This is a genomic window from Pseudomonas sp. P135, from assembly GCF_020312125.1.
GTDB lineage: Bacteria > Pseudomonadota > Gammaproteobacteria > Pseudomonadales > Pseudomonadaceae > Aquipseudomonas > Aquipseudomonas fragariae.
Genome location: NZ_JAGPYR010000008.1, coordinates 84303 through 110642, shown reverse-complemented (window position 1 = coordinate 110642; position 26340 = coordinate 84303). Strand labels below are relative to the sequence as shown.

Annotated in this window: 23 protein-coding genes; 11 read left to right on the top strand and 12 right to left on the bottom strand. The window is 59.1% G+C overall.

Annotated features, from left to right (window positions below; all coding sequences use genetic code 11):
• Positions 1-30 precede the first annotated feature (30 nt).
• From ahpF to KBY08_RS14545, 3 genes are all read right to left on the bottom strand, one after another.
• On the bottom strand, positions 31-1593 hold the full coding sequence (ahpF, locus tag KBY08_RS14555; RefSeq protein WP_003315309.1) for an alkyl hydroperoxide reductase subunit F: 1563 nt from the start codon (positions 1591-1593) through the stop codon (positions 31-33).
• Positions 1594-1717: 124 nt separating this feature from the next.
• Entirely contained in the window at positions 1718-2281 is a 564-nt protein-coding gene (gene ahpC, locus KBY08_RS14550) for an alkyl hydroperoxide reductase subunit C (RefSeq protein ID WP_002553298.1), read from the bottom strand.
• 110 nt (positions 2282-2391) lie between these two features.
• On the bottom strand, positions 2392-3351 hold the full coding sequence (locus KBY08_RS14545) for a site-specific integrase (RefSeq protein WP_011268128.1): 960 nt from the start codon (positions 3349-3351) through the stop codon (positions 2392-2394).
• A gap of 177 nt (positions 3352-3528) precedes the next feature.
• Between KBY08_RS14545 and KBY08_RS14540 the strand changes: the two genes are divergently transcribed.
• Positions 3529-4539: a DNA-binding protein gene (locus KBY08_RS14540; RefSeq protein WP_058821899.1), complete on the top strand. Its 1011-nt coding sequence runs from the start codon at positions 3529-3531 to the stop codon at positions 4537-4539.
• A gap of 9 nt (positions 4540-4548) precedes the next feature.
• Here KBY08_RS14540 and KBY08_RS14535 read toward each other — a convergent pair whose 3' ends face one another.
• The 3 genes from KBY08_RS14535 to galU all read right to left on the bottom strand — a co-directional run bounded on the left by KBY08_RS14535 (position 4549) and on the right by galU (position 8215).
• Positions 4549-5823 carry a PAS domain-containing sensor histidine kinase gene (locus KBY08_RS14535; RefSeq protein ID WP_011268130.1) on the bottom strand — a complete coding sequence of 425 codons (1275 nt, stop codon included), beginning with the start codon at positions 5821-5823 and terminating at the stop codon, positions 4549-4551.
• Between the two features lie 92 nt (positions 5824-5915).
• Complete coding sequence (gene gorA, locus KBY08_RS14530) at positions 5916-7274, bottom strand: glutathione-disulfide reductase (RefSeq protein ID WP_054091940.1); 1359 nt, start codon at positions 7272-7274, stop codon at positions 5916-5918.
• 101 nt (positions 7275-7375) lie between these two features.
• Complete coding sequence (galU, locus tag KBY08_RS14525; RefSeq protein ID WP_003364457.1) at positions 7376-8215, bottom strand: UTP--glucose-1-phosphate uridylyltransferase GalU; 840 nt, start codon at positions 8213-8215, stop codon at positions 7376-7378.
• 372 nt (positions 8216-8587) lie between these two features.
• On the opposite strand from galU, the gene KBY08_RS14520 reads away from it, so the two are divergent.
• Positions 8588-8869, top strand: a complete 282-nt coding sequence (locus tag KBY08_RS14520) for a hypothetical protein (protein WP_003400694.1) — start codon at positions 8588-8590, stop codon at positions 8867-8869.
• 55 nt (positions 8870-8924) lie between these two features.
• Here the strand turns inward: KBY08_RS14520 and KBY08_RS14515 are convergent, their stop codons facing one another.
• Positions 8925-9278: a hypothetical protein gene (locus tag KBY08_RS14515; protein ID WP_003400692.1), complete on the bottom strand. Its 354-nt coding sequence runs from the start codon at positions 9276-9278 to the stop codon at positions 8925-8927.
• A gap of 167 nt (positions 9279-9445) precedes the next feature.
• On the opposite strand from KBY08_RS14515, the gene KBY08_RS14510 reads away from it, so the two are divergent.
• The 3 genes from KBY08_RS14510 to alkB are packed head-to-tail and all read left to right on the top strand — an operon-like array spanning position 9446 to position 10659.
• Complete coding sequence (locus KBY08_RS14510) at positions 9446-9751, top strand: DUF1883 domain-containing protein (RefSeq protein ID WP_003364463.1); 306 nt, start codon at positions 9446-9448, stop codon at positions 9749-9751.
• A 14-nt stretch (positions 9752-9765) separates the two neighbouring features.
• Positions 9766-9948 carry a hypothetical protein gene (locus KBY08_RS14505; RefSeq protein ID WP_003400691.1) on the top strand — a complete coding sequence of 61 codons (183 nt, stop codon included), beginning with the start codon at positions 9766-9768 and terminating at the stop codon, positions 9946-9948.
• Positions 9949-9972: 24 nt separating this feature from the next.
• Positions 9973-10659, top strand: coding sequence for a DNA oxidative demethylase AlkB (gene alkB / locus KBY08_RS14500; protein WP_111522302.1), 687 nt, complete (start codon positions 9973-9975; stop codon positions 10657-10659).
• Here the strand turns inward: alkB and KBY08_RS14495 are convergent, their stop codons facing one another.
• Genes KBY08_RS14495 through gnd form a run of 4 tightly spaced genes read right to left on the bottom strand, consistent with a single transcriptional unit; the run spans position 10660 to position 15888 of the window.
• The gene (locus KBY08_RS14495; protein ID WP_111522303.1) at positions 10660-12477 is read right to left on the bottom strand and encodes a glycoside hydrolase family 15 protein; all 1818 of its coding nucleotides are present in this window, start codon (positions 12475-12477) and stop codon (positions 10660-10662) included. It abuts the gene before it with no gap.
• A gap of 51 nt (positions 12478-12528) precedes the next feature.
• Entirely contained in the window at positions 12529-13338 is an 810-nt protein-coding gene (locus tag KBY08_RS14490; RefSeq protein WP_011268135.1) for a Cof-type HAD-IIB family hydrolase, read from the bottom strand.
• Entirely contained in the window at positions 13331-14863 is a 1533-nt protein-coding gene (gene zwf / locus KBY08_RS14485; protein WP_024641511.1) for a glucose-6-phosphate dehydrogenase, read from the bottom strand. Before zwf ends, KBY08_RS14490 begins: the two co-directional genes overlap by 8 nt.
• A complete protein-coding gene (gene gnd / locus KBY08_RS14480; protein WP_412548560.1) occupies positions 14863-15888 on the bottom strand; it encodes a phosphogluconate dehydrogenase (NAD(+)-dependent, decarboxylating) in 1026 nt (341 codons plus the stop codon). Before gnd ends, zwf begins: the two co-directional genes overlap by 1 nt.
• A gap of 261 nt (positions 15889-16149) precedes the next feature.
• On the opposite strand from gnd, the gene KBY08_RS14475 reads away from it, so the two are divergent.
• A complete protein-coding gene (locus tag KBY08_RS14475) occupies positions 16150-16323 on the top strand; it encodes a DUF6026 family protein (protein WP_003400675.1) in 174 nt (57 codons plus the stop codon).
• A 160-nt stretch (positions 16324-16483) separates the two neighbouring features.
• Here KBY08_RS14475 and KBY08_RS14470 read toward each other — a convergent pair whose 3' ends face one another.
• Entirely contained in the window at positions 16484-16975 is a 492-nt protein-coding gene (locus tag KBY08_RS14470) for a GNAT family N-acetyltransferase (RefSeq protein WP_003400653.1), read from the bottom strand.
• 616 nt (positions 16976-17591) lie between these two features.
• Between KBY08_RS14470 and glgA the strand changes: the two genes are divergently transcribed.
• Genes glgA through KBY08_RS14445 form a run of 5 tightly spaced genes read left to right on the top strand, consistent with a single transcriptional unit; the run spans position 17592 to position 26288 of the window.
• Positions 17592-19190 (top strand): glycogen synthase GlgA, encoded by a 1599-nt coding sequence (gene glgA, locus KBY08_RS14465; protein WP_011268137.1) that lies wholly within the window; start codon positions 17592-17594, stop codon positions 19188-19190.
• A gap of 16 nt (positions 19191-19206) precedes the next feature.
• On the top strand, positions 19207-21021 hold the full coding sequence (gene treZ, locus KBY08_RS14460) for a malto-oligosyltrehalose trehalohydrolase (RefSeq protein WP_111522305.1): 1815 nt from the start codon (positions 19207-19209) through the stop codon (positions 21019-21021).
• Positions 21011-23089, top strand: a complete 2079-nt coding sequence (gene malQ / locus KBY08_RS14455; protein ID WP_024641515.1) for a 4-alpha-glucanotransferase — start codon at positions 21011-21013, stop codon at positions 23087-23089. The genes treZ and malQ overlap by 11 nt, the downstream gene beginning before the upstream one ends.
• Complete coding sequence (locus KBY08_RS14450) at positions 23086-25869, top strand: malto-oligosyltrehalose synthase (RefSeq protein WP_111522306.1); 2784 nt, start codon at positions 23086-23088, stop codon at positions 25867-25869. The genes malQ and KBY08_RS14450 overlap by 4 nt, the downstream gene beginning before the upstream one ends.
• A gap of 17 nt (positions 25870-25886) precedes the next feature.
• Positions 25887-26288, top strand: a complete 402-nt coding sequence (locus KBY08_RS14445) for a DUF2934 domain-containing protein (RefSeq protein ID WP_011268141.1) — start codon at positions 25887-25889, stop codon at positions 26286-26288.
• The last annotated feature ends 52 nt before the right edge of the window (positions 26289-26340 follow it).

The window sequence follows — 26340 nt, the reverse complement described above, 5'->3', positions numbered from 1 at the left end:
TCACGGGGCTTTTTGTTTACCGCTGTCCGATCAAGCCGGTGCGGAGGTACGGATCAGGTGGTCAAAGGCGCTCAGGGAGGCCTTGGCACCTTCGCCCAGGGCGATGATGATCTGCTTGTACGGGGCGACTGTCACGTCACCGGCAGCGAAGATACCCGGCACCGAAGTTTCTCCACGAGAATCGACCACGATCTCGCCACGCGGCGACAGCTCGATGGCACCTTTGAGCCATTCGCTGTTGGGCAGCAGACCGATCTGCACGAAGATACCTTCGAGCGGCACGGTGATCTCTTCGCCTGTGGTGCGGTTCTTGTAGCGCAGGCCGTTGACCTTCTGCTCATCACCCGTCACTTCAGTGGTTTGCGCACTGGTGATCACGGTCACGTTCGGCAGGCTGTGCAGCTTGCGCTGCAGCACCGCGTCGGCACGCAACTGCACGTCGAACTCCAGCAGTGTCACATGGGACACGATACCTGCCAGGTCGATTGCAGCCTCGACACCCGAGTTACCACCACCGATAACGGCGACGCGCTTGCCTTTGAACAACGGACCGTCGCAGTGCGGGCAATAAGCCACGCCCTTGTTACGGTACTGCTGCTCGCCCGGCACGTTCATCTCCCTCCAGCGTGCGCCGGTGGCAAGGATCAACGTCTTGGCCTTGAGGCTGGCACCGCTGGCAAACTTCACTTCATGCAACTCGCCGGCTGCGCCAGGAATCAGCTTGTCGGCGCGTTGCAGGTTCATGATGTCGACTTCGTACTGCTTGACGTGCTCTTCAAGCGCCACGGCCAGTTTCGGCCCCTCGGTATGCTGTACCGAGATGAAGTTCTCGATGGCCATGGTGTCCAGTACCTGACCACCGAAACGCTCGGCGGCAACACCGGTGCGGATGCCTTTGCGGGCAGCGTAGACCGCCGCCGCAGAGCCCGCGGGGCCACCGCCCACGACCAGCACATCGAAAGCCTGCTTGGCGTTGAGTTTTTCCGCCTGACGCGCACCGGCACCGGTGTCGATTTTGGCCAGAATCTCTTCCAGGCCCATGCGGCCCTGGCCGAACAATTCACCGTTCAGATAGATGCTCGGTACGGACATGATCTTGCGATCGGTGACTTCGTCCTGGAACAGCGCACCGTCGATAGCGACGTGCTTGATACCAGGGTTCAGTACTGCCATCAGATTCAGTGCCTGGACAACGTCCGGGCAGTTCTGGCAGGACTGCGAGAAATAGGTTTCGAAATGGAATTCGCCCTCAAGCGCGCGAACCTGTTCGATGGTTTCCGCACTGACCTTGGGTGGATAGCCGCCGACTTGCAGCAGCGCCAGGACCAGCGAGGTGAATTCGTGACCCATGGGGATACCGGCAAAACGCAGGCTGATATCGTGGCCTGGGCTGCTCAGCGAAAACGACGGAGTACGTGCGTCGGTGCCGCTGTCATTCAGGGTGACGTCCTTGGAAACGCTGATCACATCATTGAGCAGTGCAAGCATTTCCTGGGACTTCGCGCCGTCATCAAGGGACGCGACGATCTCGATGGGGCGAGTAACCCGCTCCAGATAGGATTTCAACTGGGCTTTAAGATTGGCGTCCAACATGTGGCGGCTTCCTGTTTACAAAGGGTAGAAATAACAACGCCCAGGCGATGACCGCCCGGGCGTTTTTTGGGGCGATGTGGTTTACTTGCTCAAGAGCTCAACGCCCCTAGCCGATTCATGCGACTCAGATCTTGCCAACCAAGTCCAGGGACGGAGCCAGAGTAGCTTCGCCTTCTTTCCACTTGGCTGGGCAGACTTCGCCCGGGTGAGCGGCAACGTACTGAGCAGCCTTGATCTTGCGCAGCAGCTCGGAAGCGTCACGGCCAACACCGCCGTCGTTCAGCTCGACGATTTTGATCTGACCTTCAGGGTTGATCACGAAAGTACCGCGATCTGCCAGACCGGCTTCTTCGATCAGCACGTCGAAGTTGCGGGAGATGGTCAGGGTCGGGTCACCGATCATGGTGTACTGGATCTTGCCGATCGCTGGCGAGGTGTTGTGCCATGCAGCGTGGGCGAAGTGGGTGTCAGTCGAAACGCTGTAGATCTCAACGCCCAGCTTCTTGAACTCTTCGTAGTTGTCAGCCAGGTCTTCCAGCTCGGTCGGGCATACGAAGGTGAAGTCGGCCGGGTAGAAGAATACGACAGACCACTTGCCTTTGAAGTCCGCGTCCGAGACGTCAACGAAAGCGCCGTTCTTGAATGCGGTAGCCTTGAACGGTTTTACTTGGCTGTTGATGATAGGCATCGGTATATCTCCTGATGGGTTGGATGGGTTGTGAATTCGATGAAGTGAAGCTTACGCATGATCGATGACAATCGCTCATTGGCAAACCTGATGTCACTGATTGCTTTTCACTATGAAGGCAGCTTATTGATAGAAGAAACCTTCGGACCGCTCCCCGCCTCCGATGGGCTCAGGAACGGAGCGGCATCAATGTAGCGCATCGCCGACTTGATGTCCCTCCAGCCTACATAGGACATCAGTGACTTGAGGTCCCAGCCGTTGCTGTGCGCCCAACTGGCGAAGCCACGGCGCAGCGAGTGGCTGGTGTAGTGCTCGGCGGCGATGCCTGCACGCTGGAGGGCCTGACGCAGCAACGGGATGACGCTGTTGGCGTGCAACCCCTCCTCGCTTAGATTACCCCAGCGGTCCACGGCCCGAAACACCGGCCCGCGCACTAGCGCGGCACAGTTGATCCACTCTATATAGGCCTGCACCGGGCACAGCCGCTGCAACGCGGGGGTCTGATAGGTCCGGCCCAGGTTGTCGCGATCACCCTTGCTGCGCGGCAGATAAAGGCTGATTCCCGAGTCGGCGATGGCCTTGACGTCCTGTATTTGCAGGCGGCAAAGCTCGTCGCTGCGAAACCCGCGCCAGAACCCCAGCAGGATCAACGCCGAATCACGTCGACCGCGTAACAGACGCGGCTGGTCGTGTTGCGCCTTCGCCTCGTGTATCTCGATCTCCAGCCAGGCGATGACTTTTTCCAGATCCTGTAGCTGCAATGGCTCGGCCTGCTTTTCCTGCGCAGGATGCAGCGCACGAATGCCCTTGATGACCTTGCGCACCATCGGTGCCTTGGTGGGATCGACAAAACCCTGGCTGACATGCCACTGGGCCAGCGCTGACAAGCGCAGCTTCAGGGTATTGACCGACAGCGTTCCCGCGTGGCTGGCCAGGTAACGCGCCACGCTTTCGCTGGTCGCCGGCAGAAAGCCGCCCCATGTCACCTCGAAATGCTCGATGGCAGCCCGATAGCTGCGGCGCGTGTTGTCGCGGGTCGCCGCCTCGATATAGCGATCAACGTCATTCATGGCTCAAACCTGCTCGGGTGTACCGGTAGCGACGCGTCAAAGGGAGCTGACAGCGCCTGACACGGGATAATACGCCAATATCCCGTGTTAATTAATTCAAAAAATAGCTAATTATCTCAAAATATATAGTATGTAATTACAGAGTACATACCACAGTACGAAATCGTAGGAGAGAGCATGGCCCGCGGCGGTGTAAACAAGGCCTTAGTGCAGAAAGCGAGAGCATCGCTGCTGTCCCGAGGCGAAAACCCCAGCATCGATGCGGTACGTATCGAAATGGGTAATACGGGCTCGAAAACCACCATCCACCGCTATCTGAAGGAGCTTGAATCCACGCAAGCCCCGGCACCGGATATCAATGAGGAATTGAGCGACCTAGTCGCGCATCTCGCCCAGAGGCTTCAGGAACAGGCGCAAGAGCGTATTGATCAGGCGCACGATCAGCACCAGGCCGAACGCGACACCCTCCAGCGGCAACTTGCGGCCACTCAGGAGCAGATCGGTCAACTGGATCGGCACGCACAGCAGCGTGAAGAGGCACTGGAACAGCAGGCTGCCGCCCTGCTCCACACGCAACGCACACTGCAGGATGTACAGACAGAACACGCCAGACTGCTTCAGGCCAATCAGGACCTGGAGGCTCGCCTGCACGACAAGGACGGGCAGATCCACTCCCTGGAAGAAAAGCACCAGCATGCCCGCGACGCGCTGGAGCACTATCGCAACGCGATCAAGGAACAACGCGAGCAGGAGCAGCGACGCCACGAAGGTCAGGTTCAGCAGTTGCAAATGGAACTGCGACAGGCACAACAAGGCCTTGCCATGCACCAGGAAAACATCACACAGCTCAATCGAGACAACGAAAGACTGCTGGCTGAAAATCGCAACACCCTGCGCGAACTGCACAGCCAGACCGACCAGCTGAAGCAGGCCAACACACAGAATGCTGCCTTCGCAGAACAACAGCAGCACGCCCGCACCCAATGCGCCCTGCTGGAAGAACGGTTACGCGGCGCGCAGGACGAAAACGCCGCGCTCAAACAAGGCATGACCGATGCGCAGCAGCAGAGCCGCATGCTGGAACTGTTGCTGACCAAGAAGGAAGCAGCACTGGAGAACCTGCAGATCAGGCTCGATCAGCCGGACAAGCCTAAAGCCACCAGAAAGAAGCCAGCGGACAAGCCATGACCAGAAGCTTCAGGCAACCGCAGCCTTGCCGCATGGCAGCTGCAAATGAACCCGGGTGCCCTGACCTTCAGTGCTTTCTATATGCACGTGCCCGCCACTCTGCCGGGTAAAGCCGTAGACCATCGACAAACCCAGCCCGGTGCCCTGACCTACCGGTTTGGTGGTGAAAAACGGGTCGAACACCTGGTCGATAACGTCCTGAGCAATGCCACAGCCGTTATCTTCAACACTGAGCTGTATGTAGTCGCCAGGCAGCAAACCCTCTTTTTGCGCCGCCAGTGTTAACGAGCGACTGCGCACGCACAGCCTCCCTCCGACAGGCACAGCATCGCGAGCGTTGATGACCAGATTCAACAAGGCATTTTCCAGCTGGTGCTCATCGGTGCGCACCGCGCTCAACCCCTCCTCCAGCTCGATCTCCAGATGCGCATGAGCGCCGACCGTGCCTCGCAACAGCTCCTCCATGGAGCGGACCATGCAATTGACGTCCACTACAGTGACGTTGAGCGACTGCCGGCGGGCAAATGTCAGCAGCCTGCGGGTCAGCGCGGCAGCACGGTTCGCCGAGCTCGCTGCCGCATCCAGGTAGCGCGCGACCTCACCGATCCGCCCGGCCGCTACACGCAGCCTGATCATGTCCAGTGCGCCAATCACGCCGGAAAGTACATTGTTGAAGTCATGGGCGATGCCCCCGGTCAACTGACCGATCGCATCCATCTTCTGCGCATGACGCAAGGCCTCCTCAGCCATCGCCCGCTCGGCAATTTCGGCCTGCAGCAACTTATTGGCGGTTTCCAGCTCACGCGTACGCTCGGCGACGCGTAACTCAAGACTCTCGTTGAGTTCGCGCAACGCCTCTTCTGCATTGACCTGAGCGGTGATATCGGTGTGAGTACCCAGCCAGTGGGTGATGTGGCCCCGCGCATCGCGCAGGGGTAACGCGCGCGACAGGAACCAGTTGAACGCACCGTCCTTGCCACGGATCGGGAAGGTATCTTCCCAGATCGAACCGGTGGAAAAGCAGTATTGCAAACGCGCCATCACCCGCTCGCGATGCTCAGGATGCAGAACCGAGCGCCAGCCCAAGGCCGTCATGGCCTCAAGCGAGGCACCGGTGTAGGCATACCAACGCTCGTTGTACCAGTGGACCTGCCCTCGGGGGCTGGCAGTCCAGGCCAATTGGCTCATGTTGTCAGCCAATGTCCTGAACTGACGCTCGCTTTCACGCAAGGCGTCGATGTACTGCGCGACTTCGCGATCCTGCTCAGCCGAATGCAATGGCATTCTGGCCGGTGGTTGTTCTCTATTCACGTCGGGATCCATCCTCTTCAAGCCTTTACCCCGGAGCTCTTCCTGAACTCCGGGCGCTGCGTGACTTAACGTTTGACAGGCGTGCGCATGGTGACGAACTCTTCTGCTGCGGTCGGGTGCACCCCGATAGTATCGTCGAATACCTGCTTGGTCGCGCCAGCCTTGATGGCAATGGCCAGGCTCTGGACGATTTCGCCAGCATCCGGCCCCACCATATGGCAGCCCAGCACGCGGTCGGTTTTCGCATCGACGACCAGCTTCATCAATGTGCGCTCCTGATCATCGGTCAGGGTCAGCTTCATTGGCCTGAAACGGCTCTCGAAAATCTGCACATCGTGACCGGCCTTGATTGCATCTTCTTCGGTCAGACCGACCGTACCAATGTTCGGCAGACTGAAAACCGCCGTCGGGATGTGATTGTAGTCTACCGGGCGATACTGCTCGGGCTTGAACAGTCGACGCGCGACCGCCATGCCTTCAGCCAGCGCGACCGGGGTCAGCTGCACACCTCCGATGACGTCGCCGATGGCCAGAATGGAAGGCTCGCTGCTCTGGTAATGCTCATCGACCTTGATGTAACCGTGCTCGTCCAGCTTGACGTCAACACTGTCCAGACCGAGGTTGTCGAGCATCGGCCGACGCCCTGTTGCGTAGAACACGCAATCAGTTTCGAGAGTGCCGCCGCCTTTCATGGACAACAGCAGACTGCCGTCGGCCTGCTTGTCGATGCGCTCGATATCGCTGTTGAAGCGAATCGTCATGTCACGCTTGAGCAGCTCTTCGTGGAGATGGGTACGAACACCGCCATCAAAACCACGCAGAAACAGTTCGCGGCGGTAGACCAGCGTGGTATCGGCGCCCAGGCCATTGAAGATCGAAGCGAACTCCACGGCAATGTAGCCACCACCCACGACCACCACGCGCTTTGGCAGCGTCTTGAGGTAAAACGCCTCGTTGGACGTAATGGCATGCTCGCGTCCCGGCACATCAGGCACCTGCGGCCAGCCACCGGTGGCGATCAGAATGCGCTCGACGCTGTAGGTCTGACCGTTGATTTCGACCTGCTGCGGCCCGACGATCTTTGCGTGGCCTTCAAGCAGAGTAACGCCGCTGTCGACCAGCAATTTACGATAGATGCCGTTGAGGCGGGTGATCTCACTGTCCTTGTTGGCAATCAGCGTGGACCAGTCAAAACTGGCCTCGCCCAATGACCAGCCAAATCCTTTGGCGTGGTCGAAATCCTCGGAAAAATGCGCTCCGTACACCAGCAACTTCTTGGGAACGCACCCCACGTTGACGCAGGTTCCACCTAGATAACGGCTTTCGGCCACGGCTACCCGCGCACCAAAACCGGCAGCAAAACGTGCTGCCCTGACACCGCCCGAACCGGCGCCAATTACAAACAGATCAAAATCGAAGGCCATTGCTATCTCCTGGGCAGAGTTACAGCATAACCGCACGGCGGCTATTCAGAAATGAAAAAGCCACCCGGAGGTGGCGTTTTCACAGCATCGTCATTCAGGTATCAATGAGCTTTGCCGGTCTTGTAGAAGTGCTCGAAGCAGAAGTTGGTAGCCTGGATGTAACCTTCCGCACCACCGCAGTCAAAACGCTCGCCCTTGAACTTATAGGCGAGTACGTTGCCTTCGGCAGCCTGCTTCATCAAGGCGTCGGTGATCTGAATTTCACCGCCCTTGCCCGGCTCGGTCTGCTCGATTTTCTCGAAGATGTCCGGAGTCAGGATGTAGCGGCCGATGATCGCCAGATTGGACGGCGCATCTTCAGGCTTCGGCTTTTCAACCATGTTGGTCACGCGGAACAGGCCTGGCTTGATCTCTTCGCCAGCGATCACGCCATACTTGTTGGTTTCCTGCGGATCGACTTCCTGGATGGCGATGATCGAGCAGCCATAATGCTTGTGCAGCTTGACCATCTGCGCCAGCACGCCATCACCCTCAGGGTTGACGCACAGGTCATCCGCCAGAACCACGGCGAACGCTTCGTTGCCGATCAGCGGGCGACCGCTGAGAATCGCATGGCCCAGGCCCTTCATTTCGGTCTGACGGGTGTACGAGAAGCTGCATTCGTCGATCAGCTTTCGAATACCGACCAGGTACTTTTCCTTGTCAGTACCCTTGATCTGGTGCTCGAGCTCGTAGCTGATGTCGAAGTGGTCTTCAAGAGCGCGCTTGCCACGACCGGTCACGATGGAAATTTCGGTCAGGCCTGCAGCGAGGGCTTCCTCAACACCGTATTGGATCAGTGGCTTGTTGACCACCGGCAGCATTTCCTTGGGCATGGCCTTGGTCGCTGGCAGGAAGCGAGTGCCGTAACCGGCTGCTGGGAACAAGCATTTCTTGATCATAAAAGTCCTTGGTAAGGGCTGTTGGTGTTAACGGCGCAGTCTAATGATGAGGCAGTCACCTTACAATGCTGCCTTTGGCCGTCCGATGCCATGATAGAGGAATACTCGTACAGATAGTTCCGCACTTTCTGGATATTGCCTGTACATAAATGCAGCGCAGAACACCATTAAACGACCCTCAGGGCCAGCACAGCAGGCTCGGAATGCCTTTCCGGACGGCTGCAGCATTTACATCAGGCTTCGTGAATGGCAAGGCGGCGACAAGCGGGAAGCAGGCAGTTTATGATGCAAAACATGGCGGAACGATGGCACCTATTACCAGTCCAACGCTCGCATTTGTTAATTCCCTGGCCTTATCTCGAAGCGAAAAACATGATCAGAATTTTGTCCATTATTGCTGTGCTGGGCCTTACCGGCTGCGCAACCGCCTCCAACACCTACCTGAAAAACGGCAAACAGGGCTTGAGCATCGACTGCTCCGGCGAGGCGATGTCCTGGGCAAGCTGCTACGAAAAAGCGGATGCTTCCTGTGCAGGCACGGGTTATGAAATTGTTGGCACAGATGGCACCCCACAGCCTGCCGAAAGCGACAAGACGCTGGGCGTGGACGTTGGCAACTACAAAAGTCGCAGCGTGCTGGTGGTCTGCAAGTAATCAGGTCTGCCGCCCTGTCCACCGCGGACAGGGCCAGCTGACCGAGCCTGACCGATCAGCCTGAAATGCACGCTTCGGCAGCGTTCTGCACATCCCTGAAACGGATGGGCACATTGGCAAGTCGTTCGTAGACCTTGATCGTACTTCCGCCCGAGCGGCTCTCGATATCCACTACTGCTGCGGGTGACTTGCTGAGTTTCTGCGCGACGATGACCCGCAGGCCGTCATGGCGAGGCTCGATCAGAGGCGGCTTGCGACTGCTGCTGATCTTGCCAGCGAAGCAATCGGCGTATTCCTGAGGATTCTTGCCCGACATCACGTTCATGGTGGGGGGTGTATGCTCAATGTCGTTCACTGTGGCACAGCCAGTGATTGCCAGAGCCAGGACTACTACAGCAGCCAGTTTCATACAAAGCCTCCAAATAAAGGTCCTACGACAAGCCTCAACGCAATTAAATCCCGACTGAGGCATTTTTTCCCGGAAACACGGCAAATTAATACTCACCGACGTCAAATTGCGGGCGTCGCATGCTATCGTTTTGATTTTTCAGAAAAACCCCAATTTCGGAGCCCGTCATGAAATTCGTACACCAGCGTGAGCATCTCAACGAGGACGATCTTGTCGTCATCGAATGCTCTCAGACCTGCAATATTCGCCTGATGAACGATGCGAATTTTCGCAGTTTCAAAAATGGTGGTCGGCACACCTATCATGGCGGTGCGTTTGACAGATTTCCGGCCAAGATCGCCGCGCCAAGCACCGGTTTCTGGAACATCACCATCGATACCGCAGGGCGCAAGGCAGATACCAATGCCGGACGCAAACTGCCCTTCACTCACAAGATCAAGATCGTCCGGCGCTCGACCTCTCGCCTGGGATGATGCAAGGAGTCACCGTGAACAATCCAGCCCCGCGCACGACCAAATTTGCTGTCAGCTACAAGCTCAATGGCGAACGCCGCTTCGAATTCGCCCAGCTGCAATCGGCATCCACCGAAGAAGCCGAGGCCGCCTTGAAGAAGATGCACGGCGAGAGCAACGACCTTATTACCGAGGTCAAGGTCAGCAAGGCTCTCTGATACTTACCGGAGCTCGATCCGATCATGCAACGCAAAGGTGACACTCCCGCCACTCTGGACCTGTTCGCGGACCAGACGGCCCAGCCTCGCAGCGATGAGCGGATCGGGCGCGGGTCATGGCTGTTCAGAGGCTTTGCACTGCCGGCCATGCCGCAGCTGCTGCCTGCCCTTGAAGAGACACTGGGCCTCTCCCCGTTCCGGCACATGCAGACCCCCAGCGGTCTGAGCATGTCTGCAGCGCTGAGCAGTTGCGGACAACTGGGCTGGATAACCGACCGCCACGGTTACCGGTACAGCGCGACCGACCCACAAACAGGACAGGCCTGGCCGACGATGCCGGACGTATTCATGCAGCTGGCGCAGGATGCCGCACTGGCAGCCGGCTATGCCGGGTTCGTGCCTGACGCCTGCCTGATCAATCGCTATATTCCGGGCGCCAAGATGTCCCTGCATCAGGACCGAGACGAATACGACCATCGCTGGCCAGTGGTCTCCGTATCACTGGGCATACCGGCCATCTTTCAGTTCGGCGGCCTGCTGCGCAGCGACAAGACTCAACGCATCTCCCTGTTTCATGGCGACGTGGTGGTCTGGGGTGGCGAGGACAGGTTGCGCTTCCACGGCATTTTGCCCATCAAGCAGGCCGAGCATCCGCAGCTGGGTGAGCAACGGATCAACCTGACCTTTCGCAAGGCTGGCCGCGACAGCTGATCAGGCCTCTTCAAGCGCGCCGGAAGTCCTGGCCAGCGCCGGACATACCGCCCGGTGCAGGTTGAGTGCCGTATTGATGATGCCGATGTGGCTGAACGCCTGAGGGAAATTGCCCAGCATGCGCCCACCCTTCGGATCGTACTGCTCGGCCAGCAGGCCAACGTCATTGCACAAACCGCACAACCGTTCGAACAGCTGCGCGGCATCATCAGCCCGGCCGAGCAAGACATAGGCATCGGCCAGCCAGAACGAACAGACCAGAAACGTCCCTTCACGACCGGCAACACCATCGACACTGCGCTCGTTGTCGTAACGCAACAGCAGACCATCCTGCATCAGCGTGCGCTCGATCTGTGCGACGGTGCCGATAACGCGTGGGTCTTCCGGCGCGAGAAAACCGGTCAGCACAATCTGCAGCAGGCTCGCGTCCACCTCTGTCGAGCCATAGGTCTGCACGAAGCTGCCAAGCTCGGCATCGAAACCGTGGCGACAGACATCGGCATGAATTTCGTCCGCCACCTTCCGGTAATGCGTCGCCAGCGCACGATCCTCATCGCTCTCGGCAGCCTGGGCGATCTGCGTAGCGTTACGGTCAAAGGCCACCCAGGCCATGACTTTCGAATGAGTAAAGTGGCGCGGCTCGGAGCGTATCTCCCAGATGCCCGCATCCGGCAGGTGCCAGATCTTCTCCAGATAAGGCATGACCACCTTTGAAATCGCCACGCTGCGCGGATGCTGCGCCATACCGCCGCGCAGCGCCTGGATCATCGCATCGGCCACTTCGCCATAGACATCCAGTTGAACCTGCGTCGCCGCACCATTGCCGACACGCACCGGCAGCGAGTGTTCGTAGCCACTCAGCCAGGGCAACTCGTATTCCTGCAGACGCCGCTCGCCGCCTACGCCGTACATGATCTGGATCTGTTCCGGGTTACCGGCAACCGAGCGCAGCAACCAGTCCCGCCAGGCCTGAGCTTCCTCGAAATAGCCCAGATTCATGAACGCCAGAAGGGTCATGGTGGCGTCGCGCAACCAGCAATAGCGGTAATCCCAATTGCGCTCGCCACCCAACTGTTCGGGCAATGAGGTGGTCACGGCCGCAACGATGCCGCCAGTAGGCGCATAGGTCATGGCTTTCAGCGTAATCAGCGAGCGCTTTACCTGCGCCGTCCACGGCCCGACGTCAGGGCAGCGATCAGAAAACTCGCGCCAATAGGCTGCGGTGGTGTCCAAGGCCTGGTCGGCATCGATCTGATCGAGCAAGGGCGCAAAGGATGCCTGATAGGCCAGCGTGAAGACCTTGCGCTCGCCTTCATCGACGTGAAAACGGCTGGCCGTGTGATGATCCTGTGGGTGCAGGGCCACGGGGCTGCGCAAAACCAGCATTTCCGGCCCGGCGACTGCTGTCAGCGTATGAGCATCCTTGCGCTCGACCCAGGGCACGCTGCTGCCATAATCGAAACGTATGGCGAGATCCACAGCGAATTCGACCCGACCGGACAGCCCGACCACCATGCGCACCACGTGGCCGGAGGTCTTCATGGGCATGAAATCGATCAGCATGGCGCGACCGTCACGGGTTTCGAAAACCGTTTCGAGAATCAGCGTGCCGTCGCGATAACGACGCTCGACAGCGATAACCTCGGCGGTTGGCGCGATCTTCCAGCGGCCGTGCTCATCACCGCCCAGCAGCGCGGCGAAACAGGCCGTCGAGTCGAAGCGGGGGAAACACAACCAGTCCAGCGAACCATCACGGGCGACCAGCGCCGCCGTCTCGCAGTTGCCCAGCAATGCGTAGTCTTCGATCAGTGCAGCCATTCAGAAATGCCCGTCGTGATGATGATTCGTTAACGTGGGAACACCGTTCGGTCAGGCGCTCAGAATGTAACGCTCGATGGCGTTGGCCACTCCGTCCTGCTCATTGCTATCAGTAACATGATCAGCCTGTCCCTTGACTGTCTGCTCGCCCTGCCCCATCGCAATCGACAAGCCTGCCTTGTGAAACATCGCCACGTCGTTACCGCCGTCGCCTATGGCCGCCGTACGCGACAGGTCGACGCCCAGATAGTCCGCCAGCGCGACCAGAGCGGAACCCTTGTTGGCCTCCAGCGCAGTCACATCCAGGTAGTATTTTTGCGAACGGGCCGCCAGCGCGAGCCCTTCGATCTGCGGATTGAGCTGCGCCTCAAGGGTCTTGAGCAACTCGAAATCGGCGCTGGCCGCGACGATCTTGTCGACGCGATCCAGATACGGCTCGAAACTCTCGACCTGAACATAGCCATAGCCCAGTGCACGGAGCTCATGATCGACGTAATCGGCGTGAGGATCGAGCAGCAGCCACTGATCATCGGCAAACACCCAGATGGCAACGTTCTGCCCGGCAAACAACTCCAGACAAATGCGAACGGCGCGCGGGTCAATGCGATGAGCAACCAGCAGGCTGCCATCAGGATGGGTGATGGTGCCGCCATTGAACGCCACGGTGGGCAGATCCACACTCAACGCTTCGATTACCTGGCGCATGGCCCTGGGCGGCCGACTGCTGGCCAGCGTGAAGTGAACGCCGGCATTACGCAGGCGCTTGACGGCGTCGATATTGGCTTGGCTAAGGCTGTGATCACGGCGCAGTAACGTGCCGTCGATGTCGGACAACAGGAACTGTACAGGCAGTTCAGACATTCAATTCTCTCCATTCCCGACCGTCACGACTCAGCAGCTCTTCACCCGCTTGCGGGCCATCCTTGCCAGCCTCGTAAAGCTGCACTTGCGGCTGCGCGGCCCAGGCATCGAGGAACGGCTGCACGGCACGCCAGCCGTTCTCGATGTTGTCGGCACGCTGGAAGAGCGTCTGATCACCGGTCAGGCAGTCATAAATGAGGGTTTCGTACCCGGTAGAGGGCTGCATCTCGAAGAAATCCTTGTAGGCGAAGCCCAACGCGATATCTTCCATCTCCAGTTTCGGGCCTGGACGCTTGGCAAACAGGTCGAACCACATGCCTTCGTTAGGCTGGATCTGGATCCGCAGGTAGTTGGGCTTGAGCCGGTCGACCTCGGTATCGCGGAACTGCGCGTACGGAGCAGGCTTGAAGCAAATGGCGATTTCGGTGCTGCGTGCGCTCATACGCTTGCCGGTGCGCAGGTAGAACGGCACACCCACCCAGCGCCAGTTGTCGACCATGACCTTCAGTGCAACGTAGGTCTCGGTGCTGCTGTCCGGCTCCACGCGATCTTCCTGACGATAACCGACGACCTGCCTGTCGCCCATCACGCCCTTCGCGTACTGGCCACGCACCGAATTGGCCAGGGCTTCCTCCTGGCTCCAGGGCCGGATCGCGCCGACCACCTTGGCTTTCTCACCGCGAACGGCATCGGCACCGAAAGCGGCAGGCGGCTCCATCGCCACCATCGCCAGCAGCTGGAACAGGTGATTGGGCACCATGTCACGCAAGGCACCGGTGTGCTCGTAAAAGCTGCCACGGGTTTCAACGCCTACGGTTTCCGCCGCCGTGATCTGTACGTGATCGATGTAGTGATTGTTCCAGAACGACTCGAACAGGCCATTGGAGAAACGGCTGACCAGAATGTTCTGCACCGTCTCCTTGCCCAGGTAATGGTCGATCCGGTAAATCTGCTTCTCGCTCATGACCTTGAGCAGGCAGCCATTGAGCTCGACCGCACTGGCCAGATCGGAGCCGAACGGCTTTTCGATCACGACACGACGAAACGCGTCTTCGGTTTCCTGCAGCAAACCTGACGAGCCCAGGCGCTGGGCGACCTCACTGAAAAACCGCGGCGCGGTGGCCAGATAGAACACCGCGTTCGCGGTGCCGGTGCTCTCGATCTTGCTGGCGATGTCCTGATAGGTGGAATCGTCGAGGAAGTCGCCCTGCACGTAACTGATGCGCTCGGCCAGCTTGCTCCACAACGCAGGATCGAGCGGATCCTTGCCGCCGCCGGCAACCTTGCCGGCGGCTTCATCACGAATGAAGTTCTCGAGCTTTTTCGCAAAATCGGCATCGCTGATCGCATTGTGATCGACGCCGACAATATGCAGCCCTTCATCCACCAGACCGTCGCGTGACAGGTTGTAAAGCGCCGGCATCAACAGGCGCTTGACCAGGTCGCCATGGGCACCGAACAGAAACAGCGTCGTGGGTGGGGCTACCTCGGTTTTTTGCTCGGCACTGCCACGCGACAGGCCCATTACTTGGGTTCCTTGTGGCCACCAAATCCAAAGCGCATGGCGGACAGCATCTTGTCTGCGTACGAGCTTGTCTGGCGGGAACGGAAACGCGCAAACAGGGCGCTGGACAGCACAGGAACCGGAACCGCCTGCTCGATGGCCGCTTCGATGGTCCAGCGACCCTCACCGCTGTCGGCAACCGAACCGGAGAATGCATCCAGGTGAGGGTCGGTGGCCAGGGCGTCGGCGGTCAGGTCCAGCAGCCAGGACGACACCACACTGCCACGACGCCAGACTTCGGCAATATCCGCCGTGTTCAGGTCGAAACGCTGCTCAGGCGGCAGGAGTTCGGAGTTTTTCTGCTTGAGAAGATCGAAGCCTTCGGCGAACGCCTGCATCATTCCGTATTCGATGCCGTTGTGGATCATCTTCACGAAATGCCCGGAACCCGCAGGGCCGGAGTGGATATAGCCACGTTCGGCGCGATCATCGGTCGAGGTGCGGTCACGGGTGCGCTCGATCGAGCCAAGACCCGGAGCCAATGTCGCGAACAGCGGATCGAGGCGCTCGACAACGGCGGCCTCGCCTCCGATCATCATGCAGTAGCCACGTTCGAGACCCCAGACGCCGCCTGATGTGCCGACATCGACGTAATGCAGGCCCTTTTCAGTCAATTCCTGAGCGCGCCGGATGTCGTCCTTGTAGAAGGTATTCCCGCCATCGATGATCACGTCATCGGCGTCGAGCAACTGGCTGAGGGTCTGAATGGTCTCTTCGGTCGGCGCACCGGCCGGGAGCATCACCCAGACAGCACGGGGCCTGGCGAGCGCACCGACCAGTTCCTTCAGGTCTGCGACCGCAGTCGAACCGTCATTGGCCAGGGCGTTGCGCGATGCTTCATCACGGTCGTACACCACAGTCGAGTGACCATTCAGCATCAGACGGCGTGCGATGTTGCCGCCCATACGGCCCAGTCCAATAATCCCAAGTTGCATGAAGGTGCTCCTTAAATCGTAAAAAGGTGCCTCGTTTGCCGTCCAGCGCATCGACGGTTGCGAGCATGCTGATTAGTCAAGCGAGGCGGAACGTCGGTTCCCTTGGAGAAGATGAAGACGCGAGCGCCCCCCTGTGGTGCATTTTGTCGCGATTAATAAACATTCGCGACAATTAAAAATAAAAAAGTTCCAAAATCATGCAAAAGAAATCAAAATCGATGCCGATAGAGAGGGTAAGCAGCGGCGGTCAGGGATTGAAAGTCATTGCCACGGACCTCTCTGAGGTTGAATCCGCCATTTGCGAGGTGAGCAATGGGCACTGTACTACCAGCACTTGCACCACAAACCCTGTACGTCACTATCCGTCGTGATGAACTGCGCACATTAAAAGAAGAGCGCGAGCAGTTGCAGAAAAAAGTGGCTCATTTGAGCTCGATGCTGCAGCAATCGCAGTTATCCGCCCCCGGCAAGATGCTTCAAGCCTGACCGCAACTGTATCATTCTTCAAAACGCCTCAGGGCAAGTCCGATAATCCGGCTTGCCCACCTGACCTGCCCTTCTGTTGGTCCCCGCCATCTGTTCCGTCTTCCGACCCGTTCGGCCTGCACCTGAACGATCAAAAAAGCCACCCTGGCGACTCGGCTCTCTACAGTGCCTTCTGCCAGAACATGGCACGCCCCGTTTCAGGGCTCAACTGATAGTTGTCGAAACCGAGCTTTCTGTACGCACCCTGTGCGACCTCATTGCCTTCCAGAACCTCAAGCGTCAGCTTGCAGCAGCCACGCTGGCGTGCAATCTCCTCGACCTTGAGCAACATTTTCTGGCTGATACCGAGGCCACGGTATTGCGAGAGCACCGCGACGTCATGAATGTTGACCAGTGGACGACACGCAAAGGTTGAAAACCCCTCGAAGCAGTTGACCAGCCCCACCGGCTCTCCCGAAATGAATGCCAGAACGCTGAACGCATACGGACGCTTCGCGAGTTCGATTGCCAACTGCTGACGGGTGTCGTTCGACAGAGGCCGTCCTGCACCCATGGCATCCATCGAATACTCGTTCAAAACGAACCCGATCGCATCCGCGTGCACAGGATTGGTGTAACTCGCTTGCAGTACCAGTACCTCGGGGGCTTCCATTTCCATCCTCGTCAATTCGATCAGAGTGATTCAGTGAAATCAGTCAAAGGGTAATGCCTCAGGCCAGCGTCAAGGCCGGGACTTGTGGCCTGATTCTATCCTGCCCTGCGCCAAAATGTTCCAGCGAAGATGTAGGGATTTTCTCGTCGCGCCCGAAGATTGACCGCTACACGCCCCGGGAAAAGGCGTTCTGCACCGTTGCTGCCCATCACAGCCCGACACCAGCGCTATTTAGTGATGAAAACCAAGCGCCTGGGCGCGATTGTCCAACGATCCGACGGCCGGTAACGCCCCCTCGGGACGTAGAAAAAAGCGGTAAAAAAGCGCAGCGACAGCCGGGCTGCCACCTGCAGCCTGCCACCACACAGGGCGTCGAAGCCTGTGCCAGACATTCGCAAATAAAAAAGTCGAAACTTCTCCAAAACCGCCGGGTCAGCTGATTAGAGCATCTATGCTATTGGCTGACATCCGGTAATGGCGACATCACACCGCTTTGTCACTATGCATGGTCCAAACGGGTATCGATCTTGCGTAGTGCACGTATGTGTACCCGGCCATAGGAAATGGCCAATAAAAATCAAGTGATGCACCAAGACTGTTTTAAGGGGAAAAATTGATGATTAGCGCCGCTGTGAAAACCCAGAAGGGAGAGAGTTTTAACCAGCCTGTCGGCGAGCTGACTCATCTGCCTGTGTTCTCTACCAAGAGCGTTCCTGTGTTGCAAATGCCAACGTCGACTGTCCAGCCTCAGCCGACCATGTCCCAGGTCAACAGACGCAAAGTGTTGTTCGTGACCTCCGAACTGGCCGATCTGGTGAAAACCGGTGGGCTGGGCGATGTGTCTGCCGCGCTGCCGCGAGCCATGCGTCACCTGCACGACGTTCGAGTACTGATTCCAGGTTATCCGCAGGTCATTAACAGCGGTAATCCGATCCATATCATCAGCCAGCTGGGCGGGCATGCAGCACTGCCACCTTGCAAGGTCGGTCGCATGGACATGAAAGATGGCTTGGTGATCTACGTGCTGATCTGCCCGGAGCTTTACGAGCGCGAAGGCACCCCTTACGCCGACAGCAACGGTCGCGACTGGTCTGATAACCATATTCGTTTTGCCCGCCTGGGCCTGGCAGCCGCCGAGTTCGCCGCCGGCGAAGTAAAGAGCCAGTGGTGCCCCGAGCTGGTTCACGCCCATGACTGGCCAGCCGGCCTGGCGCCTGCGTACATGCGCTGGCGCGGGCAGTCCACGCCCAGCATCTTCACTGTTCACAACCTAGCCTATCAAGGCACGGTAAGCACAGCCTCGAGCCGTGAGCTGGGTATCCCGGACTCCGCCATTACCCCTGAGGGCATGGAGTTCTACGGCCAGCTGTCGTTCATCAAGGCGGGTATGGCGTTCGCCAGCCACATCACCACCGTCAGCGCCACCTACGCTCGGGAAATCACCACCCCGGAGTTCGGCTGCGGCCTGGAAGGCTTCCTGCAAAGCAAGGCCAACAAGGGCCAGCTCAGCGGCATCCCCAACGGCATTGACGAAAGCTGGGATGCGGCCACCGACGAACACCTGATCTGCCACTTTGCGCCCAACGAATGGACGCGCAAGGAAATCAACGCTGACTATGTGCGTGAGCTGTTCGAACTGGACGCCTCGACCGGGCCGCTATTCGCGGTGGTATCGCGCCTTGTGTATCAGAAAGGTCTTGACCTGACGATCGGCGTCGCCGAGCACATCGTCAACAATGGCGGGCAGATCGCAATCATCGGCCGCGGTGAACCGGAGGAAGAAGAGGCCATGCGCGAGTTGGCTGCCCGCTTCCCCGGACGTGTCGGCGTGCGCATCGGCTTCAACGAAACCGACGCACGACGCATGTTCGCCGGCAGCGATTTCCTGCTGATGCCGTCCCGCTATGAGCCGTGCGGGCTTAGCCAGATGTACGCGCAACGCTTCGGCTCGTTGCCTGTCGCACGCAATACCGGCGGCCTGGCCGATACGATCGAAGACGGTGTCACTGGCTTCCTGTTCAATGAATCGACAGTCGAAAGCTACACCCAGGCACTGGATCGCGCCTTCCAGGTCTTCGCCCATCCGGAGCTGCTCAACGCCATGCGCTGCCGTGCCATGGCGGCTCCCTTCAACTGGCATCAGGCAGTAGAGCCCTACGCAGATCTCTATCGCGACCTGTTGAAGAAAAACGTGAGCGTTTCCAGCAACTACTAGGTTAAGGATTTAATGGATGCCACTGCGTACAGACGATAACTGGCGCCACGGCGCCGTTTTGTTGGACCCTGAACACACCCGGTTTGCCCTCTGGGCACCGGATGCCTCATTCGTGAATGTCGAACTGCAGGATGGCCAGTCACTGGCCATGCTGCCGCAGTCCGACGGCTGGTTCGTACTTGAGGCCCGCTGCAAGGCGGGTACCCGCTACCGCTTCAGGATCGACCACGATCTGGACGTTCCTGATCCCGCCTCCCGGGCACAGGTTGATGATGTTCACTCTGAAAGCCTCGTAGTCGACCCTCACGCTTATTCATGGCAGAACACTGCATGGAACGGTCGTCCATGGCATGAAGCAGTGATCTATGAGCTGCACGTGGGCGCCATGGGTGGCTACGCCGGGGTGGAAAAGCACCTGCCGCGACTTGCCCGACTGGGCGTTACCGCGATCGAGCTGATGCCGCTTGCGCAGTTCCCCGGTGATCGCAACTGGGGCTACGATGGCGTTCTGCATTATGCTCCGCAATCGTCCTACGGCACGCCTGAACAGCTCAAGCACCTGATCGACACCGCTCACGGTCTTGGCCTGATGGTTATCCTGGACGTGGTGTACAACCACTTCGGCCCGGACGGCAACTATCTGGGCAGTTATGCCAAGGAGTTTTTCCGCAGCGACCTGCACACCCCGTGGGGCGATGCGATCGACTTCAGACGTCCGCAGGTGCGCGACTTTTTTGTCGACAATGCCCTGATGTGGCTGCTTGAGTACCGCTTCGACGGCCTGCGCATGGACGCTGTTCACGCCATTCGCGACAAGACCTTCCTGCCGGAGTTCGCGGAGCGGGTTCGTAGCCGCATTGAACCCGGCAGACACGTGTGGCTGAACCTGGAGAACGAGTTCAACCAGGCCAGCCTTCTGGAAAAAGGTTTCGATGCACAGTGGGACGACGACGGGCACAACACCCTCCACGTGCTGCTGACCGGTGAAACCGACGCCTACTATTCCGACTTCGCCAAAGAGCCGACGCAAAAACTTGCGCGCCTGCTCAGCGAGGGGTTTGTCTATCAAGGCGAACCGACGCGCCACGGGCATACGCGAGGCGAGCCAAGTGCGCACCTGCCGCCGTCGGCTTTTGTGTTGTTTCTGCAGAACCATGATCAGATCGGCAACCGCGCACTCGGTGAACGCTTGCCGCAACTCTGTGCGCCTGCGGCATTGAAAGCCGCCACCGCCCTGCTGCTGCTTTCACCGATGATTCCGCTGATGTTCATGGGCGATGAATGGGCGGCCAGCGAGCCGTTTCTGTTCTTCACCAGCCACCACGGCGAACTGGCCGATGCGGTACGCGAGGGACGTCGCAAGGAGTTCGCTGATTTCGCCGCGTTCGCCGACCCGGAAAAGCGCGAGCACATTCCTGATCCGAACGACATCAAGACGTTCGAAGCCTCACGCCCGGCATTTTCCGCAGTCGATCTCGACACCGACATAGGTCAGGATCATCGCAGCTGGCTGGAGTTCTACACGCAGTTGCTGGCTTTACGGCACCAGGAAATCATGCCACGCCTGCAGGGCGCACGCTTCCTGAGTACCGATACTCTCGGCGACAAGGCGGTCAGCGCGCGCTGGACGCTGGGCGATGGCAGCGAACTGCGTATCGACCTCAATCTCAGCGAGCATGCGGTCGATGCGCCGCCACAAACGGGTGCCCGCGAGATATTCTCCAGCGCCGAAAAATCGTCCGAACTTTCCCCACCCGGCACCCTCAATGCTTACACGGCCATTGTCAGCCTGAAAGCGAGTGATGTTCTGGAGGAACAGGATGAACAATGAGCAACTGGAGAGGCTTGCGACCGAGGCAGGATTGTCGGTGCACTGGGTCGATGCCAACGCTCGGCCGCAGACCGTCAGCCCTGATGTGCTGCGCAAGGTACTGGAGGCGCTGGGCTATCCTGCTGAAAACGGCGAGGCTATCGATGCCAGCCTGCTGCGCCTGCAAAAAGCCAGTCACGGTGCCAGTGCCCCGCCACTGCTGACGGTTGATGTGGAAAGCAACCTGGACCTGTCTCAGTGGTTTGCTCCACAGACGCCATTCACGCTACACCTCGAAGACGGTTCTTCGCTGGATGCCAGACTCACCTCGAATGCAGAGCTCCCGGCACTGGCCCCGCCCGGCTATCAACAGCTGGAAATTGCCGGCCAGCACCTGACCATCGCGGTCGCGCCGAAAACCTGCTTCAGCATGGCAATGGCTACCGATACCTCGAAGCCGCACGGCTGGGGGTTGACCGCTCAGCTTTACAGCTTGCGCCGCGAAGGTGATGGCGGCTTTGGTGACACAGAAGCACTGGAGAAGGTCTTGCGCTCTGCTGGCGAGCGAGGTGCCGACGCGTTGGGCATCAGCCCGATCCACGCCATGTTCGCCAACGACCCTCACCGTTACAGTCCTTATTCCCCTTCCAGCAGGCTGTTCCTCAACAGTCTGTATGCGTCGCCGGGTGCGATTCTCGGTGAAAGTGCGTGGCGTCAAGCAATCGAAGACGCGCGTGTCGGCGACGAGATGAAGCGCCTTGAAACACAGACGCTGATCGACTGGCCAGCTGCGGCCAACGCCAAATGGAAAGCGCTTCACGCGCTTTACGAAGGCTTCAGTGCGGGTGATCACCCGCTGCACGAAGACTTCAACAGCTTCCGCCACAGCGGTGGCGAAGCGCTGGAAAATCACTGCCGCTTCGAGGCGCTGTGTGCCGAGTCCGAAACGCTGAACATCGGCAACAACTGGCATGAATGGCCGGAGCAGTTCAAAGACCCTCGCAGTGACGCAGTCGCAGCATTTGCCAAAAGCCATCGCGAGCAAATCAGCTTTCACGCCTTCGCCCAATGGCTCATAGCCCGTGGTCTCGAACGCGCACAGGTTGCAGCACGCAGCAGCGGCATGCGCGTCGGCCTGATTGCCGATCTGGCAGTGGGTGCCGACGGTGCCGGAAGCCAGGCCTGGAGCCGCCAGGACGAGTTGCTGTCGGCCCTGACCGTCGGCGCCCCCCCTGACATTCTCAACCGTGCCGGCCAGAGCTGGGGGATTTCCGCGTTTTCGCCGGACGGCCTCAAGCGTAATGGTTTTCGTGCGTTCATCGAGATGCTGCGGGCCAACTTTGCCCATGCCGGCGGGTTGCGTATCGACCATGTCATGGGCTTGCAGCGCCTCTGGGTCATCCCGCAAGGGGCACCTCCGAGCGAAGGCGCTTACTTGAATTTCCCGCTGGATGACATGCTTCGCCTGCTGAGTCTGGAATCCTGGCGACACAAGGCGATCGTGCTGGGTGAAGACCTCGGTACGGTGCCAGAAGGCTTGAGCGAAAAACTCAGCGCCAGAGCGATTCTCGGGATGCGCGTACTGCTGTTCGAACAGAACAATGGTCAGTTCAAGCCGATTCTCGACTGGTCGGATCAAGCGCTGGCGACCACCAGTACCCACGACCTGCCTACCCTCGCAGGCTGGCTCAGCGAACTGGATATCGAATGGAATGCGCGCCTCGGCCACATTGACGAACAGCATGAATCGCAGTGGCGCGAAGAGCGCACCCGGGAATATGAAAGCCTGCGACGTGCCTTGAGCCAGAATATCGACAGTCTGCCCTCCGAGACTGAAGACCCGGCCCAGATCATCGACGCGAGCATCAGCTACCTGGGTCATACACGTGCGCCACTGGTACTGCTGCCGATAGAAGACGCGCTGGGTGTCGAGGAGCAGGCCAACCTGCCCGGCACCATTGACAGTCACCCCAACTGGCGCAGACGTCTTCCCGGCGATGCGGCCTCTCTGCTTGATAACCCGAATGCTGCTCGACGACTGGAATTACTCTCCCGATCCCGGCTGCAGGCTACGGAGCGTGATCAATGACCCGTCCATTACAACCGTTGCGCGCCACCCAGCGCCTGCAATTCCACAAGGATTTCACCCTCGACGACGCCGTACCGCTGGTGCCCTACTTCGCCAGTCTGGGTATCAGCCACCTCTACGCGTCGCCACTGCTCAAAGCGCGTGCCGGTTCGATGCACGGCTATGACGTGGTCGACCCGACGGTCATCAACCCGGAACTGGGCGGCGAACCTGCCCTGCTGCGCCTGGTCGAGACCTTGCGCGAGCACGGCATGGGCCTGATTCTCGATATCGTGTCCAACCACATGGCGGTCGGCGGTGCCGACAACCCATGGTGGCTGGACCTGCTGGAATGGGGCCGTCGCAGTCCGTATGCAGAGTTCTTCGACATTCAGTGGAATTCGCCCGACCCGCTGCTAGAAGGCCAATTGTTGTTGCCATTCCTGAGCAGCGACTACGGCACGGTATTGCAGGCTGGCGAAATCCCGCTGCGTTTCGATGCCGAGCGCGGTTCGTTCTACATCGAACACTACCAGCATCATTTTCCGATCTGCCCACTGACCTACGACTCGCTGTTGCAGGCCGTGGATCAGCCACAACTGAAGGACATGGCCCAGCGTTTCAACGCACTGGCGCAGTTCCCGCAAGCTTATGAGCGCGCACGCCAGGCCAGGGCCGAGTTGGCCGGGCTGGCCAAGGACCCGCAGGTGCTCAAGGGTATCGAGCAGATCCTAACGCATTTCGATTCCAGCAAGCCGGAAGGCTTCCAGCGCCTGCACCAGTTGCTGGAGCGCCAGCACTATCGTCTGGCCAGCTGGCGCACCGCCGGGGATGACATCAACTGGCGGCGTTTCTTCGACATTAACGAGCTGGGCGGCCTGCGTGTCGAGCGGCCACAGGTATTCGAGGCCACTCACGGGAAAATATTTCAGCTGATTGCCGACGGCCTGGTCGACGGGCTGCGTATCGATCACATCGATGGACTGGCCGACCCGCGCGGCTACGGTCGCAAGCTGCATCGTCGGGTCAAAGGCCTGCTCAAGCTGCGCCCCGAGCATGCGCAGATCGATCATCTGCCGATCTTCGTCGAGAAAATCCTCGGCCCCGACGAGCCGCTGCGTGAAGACTGGAGCGTTGACGGCACGACAGGTTACGAGTTCATGAACCAGGTGTCATTGCTGCAGCATGACCCCAAGGGCGAAGAGCCTCTGGGTGAGCTGTGGAGCCGCCTGACAGAACGTACCGCTGACTTCGATCAGGAAGTGCTGGTGGCCCGTGATCTGGTCTTGCACGGCACGCTGGCGGGCGATTTCGAGAACGTTGCCCAATCGTTGCTGCAGGTTGCTCGCAGTGATTTGATGAGCCGCGACCTCACCCTGGGTGCGATTCGCCGTGCCCTGCTCGCCTTGATCGTCAACTTCCCGATTTATCGCACCTATATCTCGGTGTGCGGCCGCTCGGCGCAGGACGACAAATATTTCCAGCAGGCAATGGAAGGCGCGCGCGCGACGCTGAACGAAGGCGACTGGCCGGTGCTGGATTATCTGGCACGCTGGCTGGGTGGCGAACCGTGGCGAAAACTGCCACGCGGCCCGCTGCGCAAGCTCTACAAGAATGCCTGCGTACGCTTCCAGCAACTGACCTCCCCGGTTGCCGCCAAGTCCGTCGAGGACACCTCGTTCTACCGCTCTGCCGTGCTACTGTCGCGCAATGATGTGGGTTTCCATCCTCAGCACTTCAGTGCGCCGGTGGAGGACTTCCATCAGGTCTGCCTGGAGCGTCTGGAGAAGTTTCCATACAACCTGCTGACCACCGCAACACACGATCACAAGCGTGGCGAAGATACGCGTACGCGCCTTGCAGTCCTGAGCGAGTGCGCCCCGTGGTACGCCGAACAGGTAGAGCGCTGGAGACAGTTGGCAATGCCACTCAAGGGTGACGAGCCGACGATCAGCGCGGGCGACGAACTGATGCTTTATCAGGCCCTGCTGGGCAGCTGGCCGCTGAGCCTGGAAGGCGAACAAGCTCACCAGGAATACGCCAAGCGCATGGTGCAGTGGCAAGAGAAGGCCCTGCGCGAAGCCAAGCTGCAAAGTAGCTGGAGTGCACCGAATCAGCCCTACGAAACCGCTTGCCGCGAATTTCTGGAGCGTTTGCTGCTGGCACCGGAAGCCCTAGCGTTGCGCCAATCCCTTAGTGCGACAGCCAACCGTATTGGCACCGCCGGCGCGCTCAACAGTCTGGCGCAAACCTTGCTACGCTTGAGCGTACCCGGTGTTCCCGACTTGTATCAGGGCACCGAGTTCTGGGACTTCAGCCTCGTGGATCCGGACAACCGCCGCCCGGTTGACTACGCTGCCCGGAAACAGGCCCTGGCGGAAGACGCAAGCGTTACCGACCTGCTGACCGACTGGAAAGACGGGCGCATCAAGCAGGCACTGATCGCGAAGGTCTTGAACCTGCGTGCCGAACATCCGGGACTGTTCAGCGAGGGCAGTTATCAACCTCTGGAAATAAAGGGCAGCCACGCCGAACAGGTGATGGCCTTTGCCCGGGAGACACACGGAGTGCGCGCTATCATCGTAGTACCACGCACATGCAGTGAACTATTGGGTACTGCGCAAACTCCATTGATTAATGCTGCCAATTGGGGCGACACGCGGATCATTCTGCCGTTTGCCGACTCCGGTTCTGACTGGAAGGGACTCTTTTCTGACGTTGTCGTGACGAGTGATCGGGAAGTACCGCTCAGTGCAGCGCTTGAAAGATTTTCCGTCAATTTGCTTATTCAAACTATGTAATAGCTGGGAGTCTCAAGATGAGTGCCGACGAAAAAAGAATTCGCGAATTTGCTTACCAAATCTGGGAATCGGAGGGTAAACCTTCCGGTCACGACGAGCGTCACTGGGAAATGGCGCGCAAGCTGGCCGAGGCCGAAGCGCTGGCGCCGAACAAGTCCGGTGTGCGCAAATCGACCAAGCCCAAGCTGCCTGAGGTAGACAGCGCCAAGGCGCCTGCCAAGGGCGCAGCCAAGCCCGCTGCAAAATCGGCGCCTGCGCCAAAGCCTGCTGGTGAAGCCAAGCCCAAGCCTGCACCCAAGGCGGCTGCCAAACCTGCTCCCAAGGCCAAGCCAGCTGCAGCCGCTGCAACCGACGCTCCTGCCAAAGAGGCGCCCGCCAAACCTGCTCCCAAGAAGCCGCGCAAGCCGTCGAATTCTTGAAACTCTTCTGGCCGCGCACCGGTCAATTATTGCAGGTCTCGCTCTGACCAGA

Bases quoted from the DNA above. Each gene is read 5' to 3' on its own strand.
- KBY08_RS14445 (WP_011268141.1), top strand. From the start codon at position 25,887: ATGAGTGCCGACGAAAAAAGAATTCGCGAATTTGCTTACCAAATCTGG.
- KBY08_RS14490 (WP_011268135.1), bottom strand. From the start codon at position 13,338: ATGTCTGAACTGCCTGTACAGTTCCTGTTGTCCGACATCGACGGCACG.
- KBY08_RS14535 (WP_011268130.1), bottom strand. From the start codon at position 5,823: ATGCCATTGCATTCGGCTGAGCAGGATCGCGAAGTCGCGCAGTACATC.
- KBY08_RS14540 (WP_058821899.1), top strand. From the start codon at position 3,529: ATGGCCCGCGGCGGTGTAAACAAGGCCTTAGTGCAGAAAGCGAGAGCA.
- alkB (WP_111522302.1), top strand. From the start codon at position 9,973: ATGCAACGCAAAGGTGACACTCCCGCCACTCTGGACCTGTTCGCGGAC.
- ahpF (WP_003315309.1), bottom strand. From the start codon at position 1,593: ATGTTGGACGCCAATCTTAAAGCCCAGTTGAAATCCTATCTGGAGCGG.
- KBY08_RS14515 (WP_003400692.1), bottom strand. From the start codon at position 9,278: ATGAAACTGGCTGCTGTAGTAGTCCTGGCTCTGGCAATCACTGGCTGT.
- KBY08_RS14510 (WP_003364463.1), top strand. From the start codon at position 9,446: ATGAAATTCGTACACCAGCGTGAGCATCTCAACGAGGACGATCTTGTC.
- KBY08_RS14475 (WP_003400675.1), top strand. From the start codon at position 16,150: ATGGGCACTGTACTACCAGCACTTGCACCACAAACCCTGTACGTCACT.
- gnd (WP_412548560.1), bottom strand. From the start codon at position 15,888: ATGCGCTGGACGGCAAACGAGGCACCTTTTTACGATTTAAGGAGCACC.
- glgA (WP_011268137.1), top strand. From the start codon at position 17,592: ATGATTAGCGCCGCTGTGAAAACCCAGAAGGGAGAGAGTTTTAACCAG.
- KBY08_RS14545 (WP_011268128.1), bottom strand. From the start codon at position 3,351: ATGAATGACGTTGATCGCTATATCGAGGCGGCGACCCGCGACAACACG.
- KBY08_RS14470 (WP_003400653.1), bottom strand. From the start codon at position 16,975: ATGGAAGCCCCCGAGGTACTGGTACTGCAAGCGAGTTACACCAATCCT.
- KBY08_RS14495 (WP_111522303.1), bottom strand. From the start codon at position 12,477: ATGGCTGCACTGATCGAAGACTACGCATTGCTGGGCAACTGCGAGACG.
- ahpC (WP_002553298.1), bottom strand. From the start codon at position 2,281: ATGCCTATCATCAACAGCCAAGTAAAACCGTTCAAGGCTACCGCATTC.
- malQ (WP_024641515.1), top strand. From the start codon at position 21,011: ATGAACAATGAGCAACTGGAGAGGCTTGCGACCGAGGCAGGATTGTCG.
- treZ (WP_111522305.1), top strand. From the start codon at position 19,207: ATGCCACTGCGTACAGACGATAACTGGCGCCACGGCGCCGTTTTGTTG.
- KBY08_RS14520 (WP_003400694.1), top strand. From the start codon at position 8,588: ATGATCAGAATTTTGTCCATTATTGCTGTGCTGGGCCTTACCGGCTGC.
- galU (WP_003364457.1), bottom strand. From the start codon at position 8,215: ATGATCAAGAAATGCTTGTTCCCAGCAGCCGGTTACGGCACTCGCTTC.
- gorA (WP_054091940.1), bottom strand. From the start codon at position 7,274: ATGGCCTTCGATTTTGATCTGTTTGTAATTGGCGCCGGTTCGGGCGGT.
- KBY08_RS14450 (WP_111522306.1), top strand. From the start codon at position 23,086: ATGACCCGTCCATTACAACCGTTGCGCGCCACCCAGCGCCTGCAATTC.
- zwf (WP_024641511.1), bottom strand. From the start codon at position 14,863: ATGGGCCTGTCGCGTGGCAGTGCCGAGCAAAAAACCGAGGTAGCCCCA.